Source organism: Plantactinospora sp. ZYX-F-223 (assembly GCF_039649625.1).
Classification (GTDB): Bacteria; Actinomycetota; Actinomycetes; order Mycobacteriales; family Micromonosporaceae; genus Plantactinospora.
The window spans coordinates 89,328-106,613 of sequence record NZ_JBDJAV010000010.1 but is presented as its reverse complement, the minus strand read 5'-3'; the positions used below and the strand labels follow the sequence as shown (position 1 = coordinate 106,613).

Below are 17,286 nucleotides of genomic sequence, written 5' to 3'. Positions count from 1 at the left end.
GGTATCCGGCGCGGGCGGGGGGCTTGCCCGGCCGCCGATCTAGTCGTCCACAATGGATGGGCAACGATCTGCCGTACGGTTCACGCGAAGCCTTCAAACCCGCAAAACCTTGCCAATGCCGGCCGCCTGGGTCAAGCGCTCGATACCAGGCCGGTTTCGGGATGACGGGTCTCACATAGTGATAAGAGGGGGTACGGGTGCGGGATAACTTTCCAGATACAAGCGACCACTCTAGAGATATATGTGCTGATCAGAGACCCGACGATGCGTCGATCTCTCGGCTTCGAGGGTAGTCGACGTCCCATGATGGACCTTTGCTGCCCTCCCGTCGCTTCCCAAAGCGGCCTTCTTCTGATGAAATCGCGGCCGTGCCGCGTGCGGCTCGATCCGCTGCAGCAGGCATCGGTCGACGGGTCACGTAATGAAACGACGGAGGCGATGTCGTGAGCACCGGACCTACGACCCTGCCCGCAAAAGGTTTGCGGGGGGGCGCTGCACCGCGCCGCTGGCTTCCCCGGCTACGGGACACCCGGATCCGGTCCAAGCTGGCGTTGCTGCTCGTCGTCCCCGTCGCCGCGGTCCTCGCGCTCGCCACGATCCGGCTGGTCGACATCGGTCAGGGTGCCTACCAGGCCGGTGTGCTCCGGTCGCTGACCGAGCTCTCCGCCGACATCTCGGCACTCACCCAGGACGTGCACAAGGAGCGGATCGCCGCCGCCAGGCTGCTCGCCAAGTCGCGGGAGACGACGACCGAGACGTACGACGCGTACGTGCAGCGCACCGATGCCCGGATCGCCGCGTACAACGACCGGCGGGCGCAGGTGAGTGGCGTCCCGGCCTCGGTGGAGGACCGACTGCAGGTCATCGACGACCGCCTGGCCACGCTCAACGGCACCCGGCAGGAGGTGCTGGAGCGCCCGCAGATGCCGCCCGGCGAGGCCACCCTGCGGTACGAGGTGATCATCGACGAACTCGTGGCGTACGGCGAGGCACTCGGTCAGATCTCCGGTGAGGGCGCGGTCGGCGACAGCCTGCGTACCCTCGCCTCGCTTGCCCAGGCCAAGGAGGCGGTGGCCAAGGAGGAGGCTGTGGTCTACAGCGCCCTGGCCAGCGGCAACGGGGTGCTGGACCAGGAGCAGTTCTCCGCCTACATCGCCACCCAGACCAGTAGGCAGGAGGCGCTGCTGGCCTTCCGCGCCTCTGCCAATTCCCGGCAGGAGGCGGTGGTCGAGGGTGCCGTCACCGGCGACGCGGTGATCCTCGCCGACAAGGTGGCCCGGGACCTGACCCGGTCGGTCGGGCGGCAGGCGCCGGTCTCCGCGAGCTCGGCGGCGATCGCGATCGGCTCGATCAACGACCTGGTGCGCTGGGCGGAGACCCTGCTCGAGGCCGATCTGCTGGACCAGGCCGAGTCGGCCCGGTCCGAGGTCGTCCAACAGGCGATCATCGAGTCGGTGATCGTGCTGATCACGCTGATCGTCGCGCTCGCCCTCGCCGTGGTGCTGGCCCGGTCGCTCAACCAGTCGCTGCGCCGGCTCCGTGAGGGCGCGCTCTCGGTGGCCAACCACGACCTGCCGGAGGCGGTCCGCCGGCTGCGGGACGTCGGCACCATCGGCGACGGCGGCGTCGACGAGATCGTCCGGCAGGTCCGGGACCCGATCAGACTCAACAACAAGGACGAGGTGGGCCAGGTCGCCCTGGCGTTCAACGTCGTACACAAGGAGGCGGTCCGGATCGCGGCCGAGCAGGCCGCCCTGCGGACCAGCGTCTCCGCGATGTTCCTCAGCCTGGCCCGGCGAAGCCAGACCCTGGTCGACCGGATGATCGGCGAACTCGATGCGATCGAGCGGGGTGAGGAGGACCCGAAGCGGCTGGCCCAGCTCTTCGAGCTGGACCACCTGGCCACCCGGATGCGTCGCAACGACGAGAACCTGCTCGTGCTGGCCGGCGCCGACTCGACGGCGCCCCGCCGGGAGGACGCGCTCCTGATCGACGCGCTGCGCGCTGCGCAGTCCGAGGTGGAGCTCTACAACCGGATCGAGTTCGGCACCGTCGACCCGGACATCTCGGTCGCCGCGCACGCGGTCAACGACGTGGTCCGGCTGGTCGCCGAGCTGCTCGACAACGCGACCCGTTTCTCGCCGCCGCACACCACCGTGGTCGCCGACGCCCGCCGGATCCGCGACTACGTGTTGATCCAGGTCGAGGACCGGGGTCTCGGGCTCAGTGAAGAGCAGATGGACGCCCTGAACCGCCGGCTGGCCGCGCCGCCGGCCGTCGACGTGGCGGCCTTCCGGCTGATGGGTCTCGCGGTCGTCGGTCGGCTGGCGCACCGGCACGACATCCGGGTCGACCTGCGCCGCAACGTGGAGGGCGGCACGGTCGCCCAGGTCACCCTGCCGGCCAGCACGGTGGTGCTGCCCAACCCGCGTGGCCGCGACCAGGTGCTCGGCCGGCAGCGGCAGCCGCTCGCGGTCGAGCAGGCACCGGCCGCGAGCCGGCCGTCGACCGGTGCGGCCTGGCAGGAGACGCTCTCTCCGGTCGGCGCGTCGCGTACCGGCGGCACCCTGACCGAGCAGTGGCGCAGCGCGGGCAACCAGTGGCAGACCGCCGGCGACCCGGCCGGGGCGATGCCGGCCAGCACCGGTGCCCCGGTCAACAGCCACCTGACGGCGAGCCAGTTGCCGGCCACACCCGCGCCGACGTACCAGCAGGCCGTGACGCCGACGTACCAGAGTCCGGCGTCGACGGCTCCGCCCGCCCACCCGGGCCTGGCCGGTTCGACCGGGGTCACCTCGCCGACCGTGCAGTACCCGACGGTCGCGTCGTCGCTGCCGCGGCGCGGCGCGGCGGGTTCCGGCCCGGCGGCGACGCACGCCATGACGCCCGCGGTGGCGGCACCCTCCGGCCTGCCGTCCGGCCCGGTCGCGGGTACCCCGGTCAGCGCCGCGTCCGCGGTCGCGCCCCGGGTGGAGGACACCGGCGAAGCGCCGATCTTCCGCGAGATGGAGGCGGTCTGGTTCCGTTCCCACGGATCGGACTCGACCGCGATCTTCACCGTGCCGCCGGGTGGCTACCAGTCGCCGCCGGCACCGAGCGCGCCGCCGTCGCCGAGCGGGGCAACCCCGGGCCGCGCCCCGCTGGCCGCCCGCACCCCCGGGCGTTCCGCGCCGCCGCCGGCGCCCTACACGCCGCCGACGCCGCCACCCGCCGCCTCGGCACCGCCGGCCGCCGCGCCCGCTGCCGCACCGGCGCCGGCCGCGCCGAACGGGACCGAGGGGTCCTGGCGGACGGCGGCCGACGAGGGTTGGGCCCGGGCCAGCCGGGCGGCGGAGCCGGCCAACGGGGGGACGACCCGGTCCGGCCTGCCCAAGCGGGTGCCCCAGGCGCAACTGGTGCCCGGTGGCGTCGAGCCGAAGAGCGCGCGTGAGCGGACCAGGCGTACCCCGGACGAGGTACGCGGCCTCTTGTCGGCCTACCACCGTGGCGTACAGCGCGGTCGGACGGCCGGTTCCGAGCAGAACGGCATGATCTCAACCAAGGAGACGAGCGGATGAACAGGCCAGCAGCGATGCAGGACATGGGTTGGCTGCTCAGTAACTTCGCCGACAGCGTCGCCGGCATCGCGCACGTCGTCGCGGTCTCGGCGGACGGCCTGCTTCTCGCCTCCTCCCGGGACCTGCCGCCGGACCGGGCCGACCAGCTCGCGGCGATCACCTCCGGCGTGGTCAGTTTGACCGACGGCGCCTCCCGGATGTTCAGCGCTGGCGGCGTGCTTCAGACTGTGATCGAAATGGACAGTGGGTACCTGTTCCTGATGTCCATCAGCGACGGTTCCTCGATGGCCGTACTGGCCGCGCGGAGCTGTGACGTGGGTCAGGTCGGCTACGAAATGGCGCTGCTGGTGGAACGGGTCGGTGCGGCGCTTGTGCCATTGCCGCGCGAGGCCGTCTCGCGTCCCTAACCGGGCAGACCAAGGATGGCAACGGTGCGGCCGCGACTCGACTCTGAGGAGGTGACCACGGTATGGAGGGACGACGCGATGATCCGCGTGGCGCGCTCGTCCGACCGTACGCGGTCACCCGCGGTCGTACCGAGGCTCGTCTGGAGATCGCACTTGAGGCGGTACTCGTGGCGAGCCCGGCCGCGGTCGTGGAGTCCCGGTTCGCCGGCCATGACAAGCACCGCATCGCCACGATCTGCGAGGGCCGGGCGCAGTCACTGGCGGAGATCGCCGCGTACACCCGGCTGCCGTTGGGTGTCGCCCGGGTGCTGGTCGCCGACATGGTGGCGGACAGCCTGCTGACGCTGCACAGTGCCGCTCCACCGTCTGAGGCGTACGAGGAGCGGATGGAACTGCTTGAGAGGGTGCTAAGTGGACTTCGCAGGCTATGACTCGGCCAAGCCGCGTCGCGGCGGCGGTGGCGGTGGCGGTGGTGCTGGGATCACCTCCGCGAAGATCGTTATTGCCGGCGGGTTCGGGGTCGGCAAGACGACGCTCGTGGGTGCGGTCTCGGAGATCACCCCGCTGACCACCGAGGCGGTGATGACCGCGGCCGGTGTCGGCATCGACGATCCGTCCAAGGTGCCGGGCAAGGAGACCACCACGGTCGCCATGGACTTCGGCCGGATCACGATGGCCCAGGACCTGATCCTCTATCTGTTCGGCACGCCCGGACAGACCCGGTTCTGGTTCATGTGGGACGAGATCATCCGTGGTGCGGTCGGCGCGGCGGTGCTGGTCGACACCCGGCGGATCGCCGACGCGTTCGCGCCGCTGGACTACTTCGAGAACCGCCACCTGCCGTACGTCGTGGCGTTGAACTGCTTCGACGGCGCACCGCAGTACGAGGCGGAGGAGGTACGCGAGGCGCTCGCGATCGCTCCGCACGTGCCACTGGTGATGTGCGACGCCCGACACCGCGAGTCGGTCAAGCACGTGCTGGTGAACGTGGTGCAGCACGCGATGGAGACGTTGCGTGCGGAGCACGGCCGGGGCCAACCCACCCCGGTCGGCTGACCCTCGCACTTGAACCTTTTTCAACCTGAACCGCGCGGCGCTCACGCACCGCGTACGACCTTGCGGTCCGACGAACCGCAAGGGGAGGTTGAAAGAGGTTCATTGAGCAGGCTTGCCGGGCCCGGGGAGGCTCCGCGGTTCAATCCTGCACAGCGAGAGGGACAGATATGCCACAGCACGATGGCCCCGATGGCGGCTGCGTAGTCGTCATCGGGGGTACTTCCGGCCTCGGCCGGGACGTGGCCGAGCACTACGCGAAGCGGGGGCTGGAGGTCGTCGTCACCGGGCGCGACGCGGCCCGGACCGCAACGGTCGCCGCCGAGATCGGTGGCCGGACGACGGGTGTCGCCGTCGACCTCGCCGATCCCGGGTCCATCGCCGCCGCGCTCGCCGGGATCGGCGAGGTCAGGCACCTGGTCCTCTCCGCCTTCGTCCGGGACGTCAACAAGGTCTCCGACTACCAGATCGACCGCGCGGTCAGCCTGGTCACGGTCAAGCTGGTCGGCTACACCGAGGTGGCGCACACCCTGGCGTCCAGGCTTTCGCCGAGCGGTTCCGTGCTGCTCTTCGGCGGCGGCTCCAAGGACCGGCCGTTTCCCGGTTCGGCGACGGTCTCCACGGTGAACGCCGGGGTGGTCGGCCTGGTGAACGTGCTCGCCGCCGAGCTGCGGCCGGTCCGGGTCAACGCCCTGCACCCCGGCATCGTCGGCGACAGCCCGTTCTGGGCCAAGCAGCCGGCCGAGGTGCACGAGACCTACCGGGCGCGTACCCCGACGGGCCGGCTGACGACCATGGCGGACGTCACCGACGCCGCCGTGTTCCTCCTGGAGAACCCGGCCGTCAACGCGGTCAACCTGGACCTCAACGGCGGTGCCGGGCTGGCCTGACCCGGCGGGCGGATCACCGCCGGCCACGGCCGGGGCGGTGATCCGCCCGGTCGGTCGGGCGGGGAGTGGGGCGGCTCAGGCGGAGATCTTCCGGGCCCACGGCACCGCGAGCCGTTCCGCTACCACCACGGCGTAGAAGAGGCCGATGCCGAGTACCCCGGTCAGGGTGATCGCGGCGAACGCCAGCGGGGTGTCGAACGACTGCTGGGTGCTGTAGATGATCGCACCGAGACCCTCGTTCAGGGTCTGCAACTCGGCCACCACGGCGCCGATCAGGGCGAGCGTGATGCCGAGCTTCAGCCCCACGAAGACCTGGGGTAGCGCCCACGGCAGCCGTACCTTGAGATATGTCTTCAGCCGGGACGCCGACAGCGACCTGGTCAGCTCGTAGAGGTCGGCCGGGGTCGAGGTCAGGCCGGACATGGTGGCCACCATGATCGGGAAGAACGCGATCAGGACGACCAGGGAGACCTTGGTCCGCGAGTCGTACCCGATCCAGAGGATCAGCAGCGGGACGAGGGAGACCTTCGGCACCGCGTTGAACGCGACGATCATCGGCAGGGTGGCCTGCTCGACCAGGCGTGAGCTGGTCAGCAGCAGCGCCGCGACCATCCCGCCGGCCGCCGCGATGCCGAAGCCGGCGAGCGTGCCCCACAGCGTGGCCCAGGCCGCCTCGAACAGGTAGGCGGGCTCCCGGTCGAAGGCGTCGACGACCTCCGGCGGTGACGGCAGGAAGAGGGTCTCGATGTGGAAGACGACGGTCACCAGCCACCAGAGGCCGATCGCGACGATGGTGCCGACGATCGGCAGCGCGGTCCGGGTACCGGGGGACAGGTCGCGGCTAACGGTCATCGGATCCGCCGGGACGGTATCCGCGGCCGGTGGCCGGGCGCGTCGGCCGGCGCGGCAGGTCGTGCGGGTCGCGGGCAGCACTGCCCGGAGGGGTCCAGACGGGCAACGTGTTCTCTCCTCTGCGTCCAGAAGGGGACGGCGAGTGGCTGCCCACTCACCGTCCCCGAGGTGTCACGCCGTTCGGTCAGGCCTTGGGCGCGATGGAGAAGTCGATGACCTTGTCCGGGGTGAGGCCGGCGGGGATCAGCTCGGCGCCCTGGAGGATGGCGATGGCCCGGGCGGCCCGCTGCTCGTCGAGCGCGCCGATCGTGTTGCCCGGCGCCGAGGTGACGTACGGCGTCATCAGCTTGATCTCCGCCGCGGCGCCCTGCTCGTTCACGTTCGGGTTGTTGGCCTTCATGATCTTGGCGGCCTCTCCGGGGTTCTCCACCGTGTACTTGAGGCCCTTCATCGCCGCGTCCTTGAACCGCTTGACGATGTCTGGGTTCTCCTGGGCGTACTTGGCGGTGGTGGTGAGGCCGGTGCCGAGCAGGTCCCGCAGGTAGTCGGTGAGCGGCATGACGGTCATCGTCTGCTTGGTCACCGTCTCCACCGTGTTGCGGGTGATGACGAAGGTGCTGAGCACGTCGACCTTCTTGCCCACCAGCAGGCCGACCAGGGTCTGCGGGGTGGTCTCGACGAACTGGAGCTTGGCGGAGTCGAAGCCGGCCAGCTTGCCGTACGCCGGAAGCAGGGTCTTGGTGATCGAGCCCTGGGCGACGCCGACCCGCTTGCCCTCCAGGTCCTTTGGCTTGGTCACGCCGGAGCCGGGCGGCGCGAAGATCGCGACCAGGGTGCTCTGGTGCACCGCGGCGATCACGCGCATCTCGGTGACCTGCGCCTTGCCGGTCTGGATCATCAGCTGGGTCACGTCGCTGTAGGTGAACTGCGCCTTGCCGGAGAGCAGGCCCTGGTTGTTGGTGGCCGGGGCGCCCTGCTGGATGGTGACGTCGAGCCCGGCCTCGGAGAAGAAGCCCTTGTCCTTCGCCACCCATGCGAATGCGTCGTGACCACCGGTGCCGAACCCGGTGAGGTACGTCACCTTGTCCGGAGCCTTGCCGCCGGCGCCGCCTCCGTCGGAGTCGTCCGAGCCCGAGCAGCCGGCGGTGACCAGCATGGCCGTGGCCAGGGCCGCGGCGGCCAGCACGCGTATACGCCTCGTCATTCCTACCTGTCCTTTGAGGAGAATCCATTGAGGATGTGGAACGGTCGCCCGGTTCAGGATCGGCCGCGTCCCGCTGATGGCGCTGCGGGTGCAGGTGAATCCGGCGGTTCTCGGTGGCCGGTCCCCGCCGTGACCGTAAAGCCTTGCCCGATGTATCCGGCAGTCCTCCTGACGCGTTCGCGAGCAGGGTGTGACGCGACCTGAAATGTTCTCTGCCAGGGCGACGAGGCGCCTCCACCTGTCCCCTGTGCACAGTCCCGGAGGGCAGTTTACGGGCGCTTCCGGGACGTTGCGGCCTTACCCTGCCAACCGCCTGTCCGCCAGTCAAGGGATCAAGCCGAGCCGATACCCAAGCGTGAGGCGGCGACCGTCCGGTCGATGAACTGGTGAACCGTCCCTTGCGCTCCGTCGTGGCTCCGTGTGCGGAGCGGCGCCCCCGCCGCCCGATCCAGCCCCGGAGAGGGCCGGATCGAAGAGCATCAGATCGAGAAAAGATCGGCGGGATCAGGTCGAGGAGCGGTCAGTCGACCGGCAGTCGGTAGCCGCGTTTGACCACCGTCTGCACCACCCCCGGGGTGCGCAGTCCAGCCCGCAACCGGGCCACCGCCATCTCCACGGCGTGCTCGTCGGCGCCCCTCGGCAGGGTGCGCAGCAGGGCGGCCCGGGACATCACCCGGCCGGGGGTACTCGCCAGGGCCCGGAGTACCGCCATCGGTGCCGGGGCCAGCGGCCGCAGCTCACCGTCCAGGATGGCCGCGTGTCCGCGCAGGGTCAGCAGGTGACCGGCGACCTTGACGCTGATCGCCCGCTGCGGCAGCTCGTCGACGATGGTCCGGACCAGGGCGCCGAGCCGGGCCCGGCTCGGCGCCACCACCGGTACGCCGTGCCGGCGCAGCGGAGCGGCGGTGACCGGCCCGACACAGGCGGCCAGTACGTCGGAGCGCATCGCGTCCAGTACCGCCTCGGTGCTCGGCCCGGCGGCCCGGAGCAGGGCACCGACCGCCGGTGCGGAGGTGAAGGTGACCGCGTCCACCAGCCGGCCGGCGATCAGGTCGACCAGCCGGTGCAGCGGGGCCGGGTCGGTCGGCGCCGCCCAGCGGTAGACCGGCACCTCGATCACGCTCGCCCCGGCCGCCTCCAGCGCGGCCGTGCACTCCGGCTGCCGTTCGCCGTGTAGCTGCATCGCGATCAACTGGCCGCGTACGCCACGCTGCCGGAGGTGGTCGATCACCTCGTCGCAGCTCTCCGAGGCGGGCGACCACTCGTCGTGCAGCCCGGCGGCCCGGATCGCGCCCCGGGCCTTCGGCCCCCGGCTGACGATGTAGGCCCGGGAGAGCACCGCACGCAGCGGCTCGGCCAGCCCCCAGCCCTCCGCCGCCTCCAGCCAGCCGCGCATCCCGATCCCGGTGTTCGCCATCAGCACGTCGGGCGGATTGTCCAGGCAGGCCCGGGTCGCCGCGCGCAACTCGGTGTCGTCGGCCAGCGGCACGATCCGCAGCGCCGGGGCGAGCACCACCCGGGCGCCGCGCCGCTCCAGCATGGCGGTGAGTTCGTCGCGCCGCCGGTCGGCGGTGACCCCGACCGTGAAGCCGGACAGCTCGCCGGACATCAGGCGTCCCCGGCCGGCCGGTGCCGGGGGGCCACCTCGACCAGCCCGTCCCGGCACCGCACCCGGTAGGTCGGCACCGCCACCCCGGGCACGTCCAGGCAGTCGCCGGTACGCAGGTCGTAGACCTGCTTGTGCAGCGGGGAGGCGACGGTCGGGATCTCGCCGCGACTGCCGACGATGCCCCGGGCCATCACGTACGCGCCGGCGATCGGGTCCCGCTGGCCGATCGCGAAGAGCCGGCCGTCGAAGGTGCGGAAGACCGCCACCTGCTCGCCGTCGACCAGCGCGGCCACCCCGCGCTCCGGCTCCAGTCGGGGGTACGGGCAGACGGCCGTCCAGCGCGCGTCGTCCTCGCCCGGCCCGGCGCCCTCGGTCAACCCGTCGTTGATCGCCGATCCGTCGTTGATCGTGGTGTCCAGAGTCAACTCGGTACCCCCATGGTCGTCGGGAGGCCGAGCGACACCGGTCGGCGGTCTCCCAGGGCCGGAACGGGCTGTCCCCGTTCCACCTCGAACGTGATCGACGGGTCCGGTACGTCGGGCGCGTTGACGAAGGAGGTGAACCGGCGCAGCCGGTCCGGGTCCGCCAGCGTGTCGCGCCACTCGTCGGAGTACGAACCGACGTGCCGGGCCATCGCGGCGTCCAGTTCGGCGCAGAGCCCGAGCGAGTCGTCGACGATGACCGCCCGCAGGTGCTCCAGGCCGCCCTCCATCGCCTCGATCCAGGCGGCGGTCCGCTGTAGCCGGTCGGCGGTGCGGATGTAGAACATCAGGAACCGGTCGACGTACCGGACCAGCTCCTCGGTCGAGAGGTCCTGGCCGAAGAGTTCGGCGTGCCGGGGGCGGAAGCCGCCGTTGCCGCCGAGATAGAGGTTCCAGCCGCTGTCGGTGGCGATGATGCCGAAGTCCTTGCTGCGGGCCTCGGCGCACTCCCGGGCGCAGCCGGAGACCGCTGACTTGATCTTGTGTGGCGCGCGCAGGCCCCGGTAGCGCAGTTCCAGGGCGATCGCCAGCCCGACCGAGTCCTGCACCCCGTACCGGCACCAGGTGGAGCCGACGCAGGACTTGACCGTACGCAGCGCCTTGCCGTACGCGTGCCCGGACTCGAACCCGGCGTCCACCAGCCGGCGCCAGATCTGCGGCAACTGCTCGACCCGGGCACCGAAGAGGTCGATCCGCTGCCCACCGGTGATCTTGGTGTAGAGCTGGAAGTCCCGGGCCACCTCGCCGATCACGATCAGCTTCTCCGGGGTGATCTCGCCACCCGGGATCCGCGGCACCACGGAGTACGTCCCGTCCCGCTGGATGTTCGCCAGGAAGTGGTCGTTGGTGTCCTGCAACGACGCCTGCTCGCCGTCGAGCACGTAGCCGCTGCCGAGCGAGGCGAGGATCGAGGCGACCGCCGGCTTGCAGATGTCGCAGCCCCGCCCCCGGCCGTGCTCGGCGACCAGCCGGGAGAAGGTGCGGATCTGGCGTACCCGGATGATCTCGAACAGCTCCTGCCGGCTGTGCTCGAAGTGCTCGCAGAGTGCCTTGCTCAGGCTCACCCCGGAGACCGCCAGCAACTGCTTCAGCATCGGTACGCAGGACCCGCAGCTCGTCCCGGCCCGGGTGCACGCCTTCAGCCCCGGCACGTCCGTGCAGCCCTCGGCGATCGCGCCGACGAGCTGGTCCTTGGTCACCGCGTTGCAGGAGCAGACCTGGGCCGAGCCGGGCAGCGCGGCGATCCCGGCCCCCGTCCCGGTGCCGTCGCCGGCCGGGGCGAGCAGGGCCAGCGGCGGGCCGGGCAGCGCGCCGCCGACGCTGGCCCGCAACGTCGGGTACGCGGTCACGTCACCGACCAGCACCCCGCCGAGCAGGGTCTTGGCGTCGTCGGAGAGGACCAGCTTGGCGTAGACCCGGGTGGCCGGGTCGGTGAAGGTCACGTCCAGGCAGCCGGGCGTCCTGCCGTGCGCGTCGCCGAAGGCGGCCACGTCCACCCCGAGCAGTTTCAGCTTGGTGGAGAGGTCCGCGCCCGGGAAGGTCGCCGTACCGCCGACCAGCCGGTCGGCCACCACCTCTGCCATCGCGTAGCCGGGAGCGACCAGGCCGTAGCAGGTGCCGTCGACGGCGGCGCACTCGCCGATCGCCCAGATCCGCTCGTCGGTACTGCGGCAGGTCTCGTCGACCCGGATCCCGCCGCGCTCGCCCAGTTCCAGGCCGGCGGCCCGGGCCAGCTCGTCCCGGGGCCGGATGCCGGCGGCCACCACCACCAGATCGGTGGGGAGCCAACTGCCGTCCGAGAGGGTCAGCCCGGCCAGCTCGCCGTCCGGGCGGGACCGGATCGCGGTGGTGGCGACTCCGAGGTGCGGCACGACGCCCAGCTCCTCGACGTACCGGCGCAGCATCGCGCCACCGGCCTCGTCGACCTGCACCGGCATCAGCCGGGGGGCGAACTCCACCACCGAGGTGGTCAGGCCCAGCAGCCGCAGCGCGTTCGCCGCCTCCAGGCCGAGCAGCCCGCCGCCGATCACCGCACCGGTACGCCGGCCCTTGGCGAAGTCGCGGATCGCGGTCAGGTCGTCCAGGGTGCGGTAGACGAAGACCCCGGAGCGCAGCGCCGGGGTGGGCCCGAGTGCGTCCGGGCCCTTTGCCACGTACGCGCCGTCGATCGGCGGCACGAACGGGTACGACCCGGTCGCCAGCACCAGCGCGTCGTACCGGTATTCGCCGCCGCCGGTGACCACCCGCCGACCGGTCCGGTCGATCTCCACCACCGGCTCGCCCAGCCGCAGGTCGACCCCGTCGTCGGGGCGGTGCAGGCTCAGCTCGTCCGCGTCCACCCCGTCGAAGAACGCCGAGAGCCGCACCCGGTCGTACGCCGGCCGGCCCTCCTCGGCCAGCACCGTGACCTGCCAGCGGCCGTCGGTGTCCCGGGAGCGCAGCGCCTCGACGAAGCGCTGCCCCACCATGCCGTTGCCGACCACGACGAGTCGCTGCCGCTCCGGCTTGTCGTTCGTCATGCCGCCACCTCTGCTTCCACCGGATCGGGAGTGTCGATTGAGGAGAGCCAGCCGAGGATCCCCTCGACGGCGTCCCGGCAACTGCCGCAGCCGGTGGTGGCCCGGGTCGCGGCGACGACGTCCTCCAACGACCTCGCCCCGGCCCGCCAGCAGCGCACCAGCGTGCCCTTGCGCACGGTGTTGCACTGGCAGACCGTGGCCGCGTCCGGCATCAGCGCCGGGGACTCGACCGGCGCCGCGCTCGCGACGTCGCGGCTGCGGCCGAGCAGCAGGGTGCGGCGGTCGATCGGCACCGGCGTACCCCGGTCGAAGAGCTGGATCACCGTGCCGACCGCCGGGTTGTCGCCGAGCATGATCGCCCCGGTGAGCCGTTCGCCGACGATCCGCAGCCGGGCGTAGGTGCCGCGGACCGGGTCGGAGAAGCTGAGCTCCTCGACGTCCGGGGCGGGGCCGGCGGCCGCGTCACCCATCGCGGCGAGGTCGATGCCGGCGGCCTTGAGCCGGGTGACCGCCGGCTGCGGCCGGTAGCGCGCCCGGGGATCCTGCCCGGCGAGCACCTGGGCCAGCACCCGGGCCTGCTCCCAGGCCGGGGCGACCAGGCCGGTGACCACGCCCGCGTGCTGGGCGCAGTCGCCGATCGCCGAGATGTGCGGGTCGCTGGTGCGCAGCCGGTCGTCGACCACCACCCCCCGGTCCACGGTGAGCCCGGCCGCACGGGCCAGCTCCACGTCGGGGCGTACCCCGCAGGAGAGCACCAGCAGGTCGGCGTCGAGAACCCGTCCGTCGGAGAGGGTCAGGGTGAGGCCGTCGGGCCGGACGGCGACGGCGCTGGCGGCCACGTCCAGGTGGGTGGTGACGCCGAGCCCGGCCAGGGTACGGGCCAGCACGGCGCCGGCCGCCGGATCGAGCTGCCGCTCCATCAGGTGCCCGACCGGGTGCACCACGTGCACGTCGAGCCCCCGGGCGGCCAGGCCCCGGGCCGCCTCCAGGCCGAGCAGCCCACCGCCGAGGACCAGGGCCCGGCGGGCTCCGGCGGCGGCGGACAGGATGCGCCGGCAGTCGTCGAGGGTGCGGAACACGGCCACCCGGTCCGGCAGCCTCTCCCGGTCCAGCCCGGCCAGCGGCGGCACCAGGGCGCGCCCGCCGGTGGCGAGCACCAGGTGGTCGTACCCGATCAGGTCGCCCTGGCCGGTCGTCACCGTGCGGCTTGCCGGGTCGATGGCGGTGGCCTCGACCCCGGGCCGTACGTCGATGCCGTGCCCGGCCGCCTCGGCAAGCTCCACACCGGACTCGTCGACCTTCCCGGCCAGCAGGCTGGACAACATGATCCGGTTGTACGCCCGGTGCAGCTCGGCGCCGAGTACCGTGATCTTGGCGTCGCCGAGCCGGGCCGACAGCTCGGCCGCCAACCGGGCACCGGCCATGCCGTGCCCGACGATCACGATCCGGTTCCGTGATCCGTCCACTGTCTCCTCTGTCATGGGGCCACCTCGGGACGCTCGCTGACTGGACCTTCGCCGACCTCGCCCCGCGGCCCGTCGTGGCCGTCGGTGGAGCTCGGGGCGGACACATCGGGCAGCTCAGGTGGGGAAAGTTCCACCGTTGCCTTCTCCACCCGGACCGCGCAGACCTTGAACTCGGGCATCCGGGAGATCGGATCGAGGGCGTCGCTGGTCACCGAGTTGATCCGGGCCGCGCCCGCCCAGTGGAACGGCGCGAAGACGGTGTCCGGCCGGATGGTCGGAGTCAGCCGGGCCGGCGCGCGCATCTCGCCCCGGCGGCTGGTCACCCGCACCTCGTCGCCGTCGTCCACCCCGAGGCGGGCCGCCAGGTCGGGATGCAGCTCCAGGAAGGCGTTCGGGGCGGCCCGGCGCAGCGCCTCGACCCGCCGGGTCTGCGCACCGGACTGGTACTGCGTCAACACCCGGCCGGTGGTGAGGTAGACCGGATAGTCCGGGCAGACCTCCTCGGCGGGCGGGCGGTGCTCCACCGGCAGGAACCGGGCCCGCCCGTCCGGGGTCGGGAACCGGTCGACGAACATCCGCGACGTGCCCGGCCCGTCCTCGTCCGGACAGGGCCAGAAGACGCCGTCCTCGGCATCGATCCGCTCCCAGGTGATCCCCGCGTAGTCGGCGGCTCCGCCGGCCGAGGCGCGGCGCAGCTCCGCGAAGACCTGCTCGGGTGCCGCCGGAAAGCGGGACCGGCCCCGATCGGTCGCCCCGTCGACGTGGTCGAGCCGGTCGGCGAGGTCGGACAGCAGCGCCAGATCGGTGCGTACGCCCGGCGGTGGCGGGCGGAGCGCGCGGCGGCGCAGTACCCGACCCTCCAGATTCGTCATGGTGCCGTCCTCCTCGGCCCACTGCGCGGTCGGCAGCACCACGTCGGCGATCTCGGCCGTCTCGGAGCGGACGAAGTCGGCCACCACCAGCAGGTCGAGGTCGCGCAGCCGGCTGGTGACCCGGGCCGCCCGGGGCGCCGAGACGACCGGGTTGGAGCCGAACACCAGCAACCCCTTCGGACCGCCGTCGGTGCCGAGCGCGCTGAGCAGCTCGTACGCCGACACGCCCGGCCCGGGCAGCAGGTCCGGCCGCACATCCCAGACCCCGGCGACGTGTGCTCGGGCGGCGGGGTCGTCGATGCGGCGGTAGCCGGGGAGCTGGTCGGCCTTCTGCCCGTGCTCGCGGCCACCCTGGCCGTTGCCCTGCCCAGTGAGGCAGCCGTACCCGGAGCCGGGCCGGCCGGGCAGGCCGAGCGCGAGGGCGAGGTTGATGAAGGCGGTCACCGTGTCCACGCCCTTGGCGTGTTGCTCGGCGCCGCGCGCGGTGAGGATGATCGCCCGCTCGGCGGTGCCGAGCGCCCGGGCCGCGGCCTCCAGGTCGGCCACCGGCACCCCGGAGAGCCGCTCGGCCCGGGCCGGCCAGTAGCCGGCGGTGACCCGGCGCACCTGGTCGAACCCGGTGGTCCGGGCGGCCACGTAGTCCTTGTCGACCAGTCCCTCGGCCAGGGCGATGTGCAGCAGCGCGTTCGCGACCGCGAGGTCGGTGCCCGGGGTCGGCTGCAGGTGCAGGGTGGCCTGCCGGGCGGTCGCGGTGGCTCGGGGGTCGACCACGATCAGGGTGCCGCCGCGCTGTCGCTGCTCGATCAGGTAGCGGACCAGCGGCGGCATCGTCTCGGCGACGTTCGCGCCGACCAGCAGCAGGGTGTCGGCGGTGCCGAGGTCGGCCAGCGGGAACGGCAGCCCCCGGTCGAGGCCGAAGGCACGCATCCCGGCGGCGGCGGCCGAGGACATGCAGAACCGGCCGTTGTAGTCGATGTTCCGGGTGCCGAGCGCGACCCGGGCGAACTTGCCCAGGGCGTACGCTTTCTCGTTGGTCAGTCCGCCGCCGCCGAAGACGGCCACCGCGTCCCGGCCGTGGCTGGACTGGATCCGGCGGATTCCGTCCGCCACCCGGTCCAGCGCCTCCGGCCAGCTCGCCGGGCGCAACTGCCCGCCGGGGCGGTCCCGCAGCAGCGGGGTGGTCAGCCGGTCGGGGTGGTCGAGCAACTCGGCCGCGGTCCAGCCCTTCTGGCAGAGCCCGCCGCGGTTGGTGGGGAACTGCCGGGGCAGCACCTCCACCCGCTCGCCGGTGCGGCGCAGGGTCATCCCGCACTGCAGGGCGCAGTATGGGCAGTGCGTGACCACGTCCTGGGACACATCCTCCGAATGCGTCGCAGTGCGTGCACCGTCTGTCATGTCCGAAGCGTGCCGGCGCCCGGTTTCACCGCCGGGTCCCTCTTGTTTCGGGCCTGTCAAGAGCCGCTCACACGGACCCCACTCAGCGGGTCGGCTCGGCTTGCCGGCGGCCGGAGGTTACCTACAATCCTCCGGACCGGGGCCCGGAACCTCCCGGCGGGCCGGCGGCCCGGACGGGAGCGGGCCGGGTTCGTGACGGTGCTGCTCCGCGCAGTGGATCTATGATGTGGAAGGTCGTTCCACATTTTAGGAGGCACTCCGATGGCCGTGGTGTCGCTCTTCGACGCGGTGGCCGGGTCGTACGACGAGTCCCGACGCCGGCTCGTGCCGTGCTTCGACGACTTCTACGGCACCGCGGTCGAGGTGGCCGCCCCGCCGCTGCGCCGGGCGCTGGCGTCCGGGCGGGTACCGGCCGTACTCGACCTCGGCGCCGGCACCGGGCTGCTCTCGATCCTGCTCAGTGCCGCCGTACCGGGGGTGCGGACCACGCTGCTCGACGGTGCCCCGGCGATGCTCGCGGTGGCCGGGGGGCACCTGACCCGGCGGGGCGTACCGCACGAGACGGTGGTCGCCAACCTGACCGCGCCGCTGCCCGGCGGCCCGTACGACGCGGTGGTCTCCGCGCTGGCCATCCACCACCTGCCGGACGCCGACAAGCGGGACCTCTACCGCCGGGTCCGGCAGGTACTGGTCCCCGGCGGGGTGTTCGTGAACGCCGAACAGGTGGCCGGCGGCACCCCCGACCTGGACTCCCGGTACGACGAGGTGTGGCTGGCCCAGGTCACCGCGCTCGGCGCCACCGAGGCGGAGATCGCCGCGGCCCGGGAGCGGATGATGCACGACCGCCCGGCGCCGCTGCCGGACCAGTGCCGCTGGCTGGCCGAGGCCGGTTTCGTCGGTGTCGACTGTTTCTACAAGTCGTGGCGGTTCGCCGTCTTCGGCGGCCGGCGGGAGCTGGACTGACGACCGGTGCCAACGAG

12 protein-coding genes and 1 pseudogene are annotated in these 17,286 nt (G+C 72.2%); 6 read left to right on the top strand and 7 right to left on the bottom strand.

Annotation, left to right across the window (positions count from 1 at the left end):
- Window positions 1-443 precede the first annotated feature (443 nt).
- The 5 genes from AAH979_RS12685 (at window position 444) to AAH979_RS12665 (ending at window position 5,907) form a co-directional block, all read left to right on the top strand.
- Entirely contained in the window at window positions 444-3,557 is a 3,114-nt protein-coding gene (locus AAH979_RS12685; protein WP_346258282.1) for a nitrate- and nitrite sensing domain-containing protein, read from the top strand.
- The gene (locus AAH979_RS12680; RefSeq protein ID WP_101368105.1) at window positions 3,554-3,964 is read left to right on the top strand and encodes a roadblock/LC7 domain-containing protein; all 411 of its coding nucleotides are present in this window, start codon (window positions 3,554-3,556) and stop codon (window positions 3,962-3,964) included. The genes AAH979_RS12685 and AAH979_RS12680 overlap by 4 nt, the downstream gene beginning before the upstream one ends.
- A gap of 62 nt (window positions 3,965-4,026) precedes the next feature.
- Window positions 4,027-4,395, top strand: a complete 369-nt coding sequence (locus AAH979_RS12675) for a DUF742 domain-containing protein (RefSeq protein ID WP_203868082.1) — start codon at window positions 4,027-4,029, stop codon at window positions 4,393-4,395.
- A 49-nt stretch (window positions 4,396-4,444) separates the two neighbouring features.
- Window positions 4,445-5,020 carry an ATP/GTP-binding protein gene (locus AAH979_RS12670; RefSeq protein ID WP_318396096.1) on the top strand — a complete coding sequence of 192 codons (576 nt, stop codon included), beginning with the start codon at window positions 4,445-4,447 and terminating at the stop codon, window positions 5,018-5,020.
- Between the two features lie 167 nt (window positions 5,021-5,187).
- Window positions 5,188-5,907, top strand: coding sequence for an SDR family oxidoreductase (locus AAH979_RS12665; RefSeq protein WP_346258281.1), 720 nt, complete (start codon window positions 5,188-5,190; stop codon window positions 5,905-5,907).
- 75 nt (window positions 5,908-5,982) lie between these two features.
- Here the strand turns inward: AAH979_RS12665 and AAH979_RS12660 are convergent, their stop codons facing one another.
- The 7 genes and pseudogenes from AAH979_RS12660 to AAH979_RS12630 all read right to left on the bottom strand — a co-directional run.
- A complete protein-coding gene (locus tag AAH979_RS12660; RefSeq protein ID WP_346258280.1) occupies window positions 5,983-6,759 on the bottom strand; it encodes an ABC transporter permease in 777 nt (258 codons plus the stop codon).
- Between the two features lie 184 nt (window positions 6,760-6,943).
- Window positions 6,944-7,963 carry an ABC transporter substrate-binding protein gene (locus tag AAH979_RS12655; protein ID WP_346258279.1) on the bottom strand — a complete coding sequence of 340 codons (1,020 nt, stop codon included), beginning with the start codon at window positions 7,961-7,963 and terminating at the stop codon, window positions 6,944-6,946.
- A 520-nt stretch (window positions 7,964-8,483) separates the two neighbouring features.
- Window positions 8,484-9,572 (bottom strand): uroporphyrinogen-III synthase, encoded by a 1,089-nt coding sequence (locus AAH979_RS12650; protein ID WP_346258278.1) that lies wholly within the window; start codon window positions 9,570-9,572, stop codon window positions 8,484-8,486.
- On the bottom strand, window positions 9,572-9,949 hold the full coding sequence (gene nirD, locus AAH979_RS12645; protein ID WP_346258359.1) for a nitrite reductase small subunit NirD: 378 nt from the start codon (window positions 9,947-9,949) through the stop codon (window positions 9,572-9,574). The genes AAH979_RS12650 and nirD overlap by 1 nt, the downstream gene beginning before the upstream one ends.
- Window positions 9,950-9,993: 44 nt before the next feature.
- A complete protein-coding gene (gene nirB / locus AAH979_RS12640; RefSeq protein ID WP_346258277.1) occupies window positions 9,994-12,573 on the bottom strand; it encodes a nitrite reductase large subunit NirB in 2,580 nt (859 codons plus the stop codon).
- The gene (locus AAH979_RS12635; RefSeq protein WP_346258276.1) at window positions 12,570-14,054 is read right to left on the bottom strand and encodes an FAD-dependent oxidoreductase; all 1,485 of its coding nucleotides are present in this window, start codon (window positions 14,052-14,054) and stop codon (window positions 12,570-12,572) included. The genes nirB and AAH979_RS12635 overlap by 4 nt, the downstream gene beginning before the upstream one ends.
- 125 nt (window positions 14,055-14,179) lie before the next feature.
- Window positions 14,180-16,306: pseudogene (locus tag AAH979_RS12630) on the bottom strand (molybdopterin oxidoreductase family protein); the annotation flags it as partial.
- 261 nt (window positions 16,307-16,567) lie between these two features.
- Between AAH979_RS12630 and AAH979_RS12625 the strand changes: the two are divergent.
- Window positions 16,568-17,269, top strand: a complete 702-nt coding sequence (locus tag AAH979_RS12625; protein ID WP_346258275.1) for a class I SAM-dependent methyltransferase — start codon at window positions 16,568-16,570, stop codon at window positions 17,267-17,269.
- Window positions 17,270-17,286: the final 17 nt, after the last annotated feature.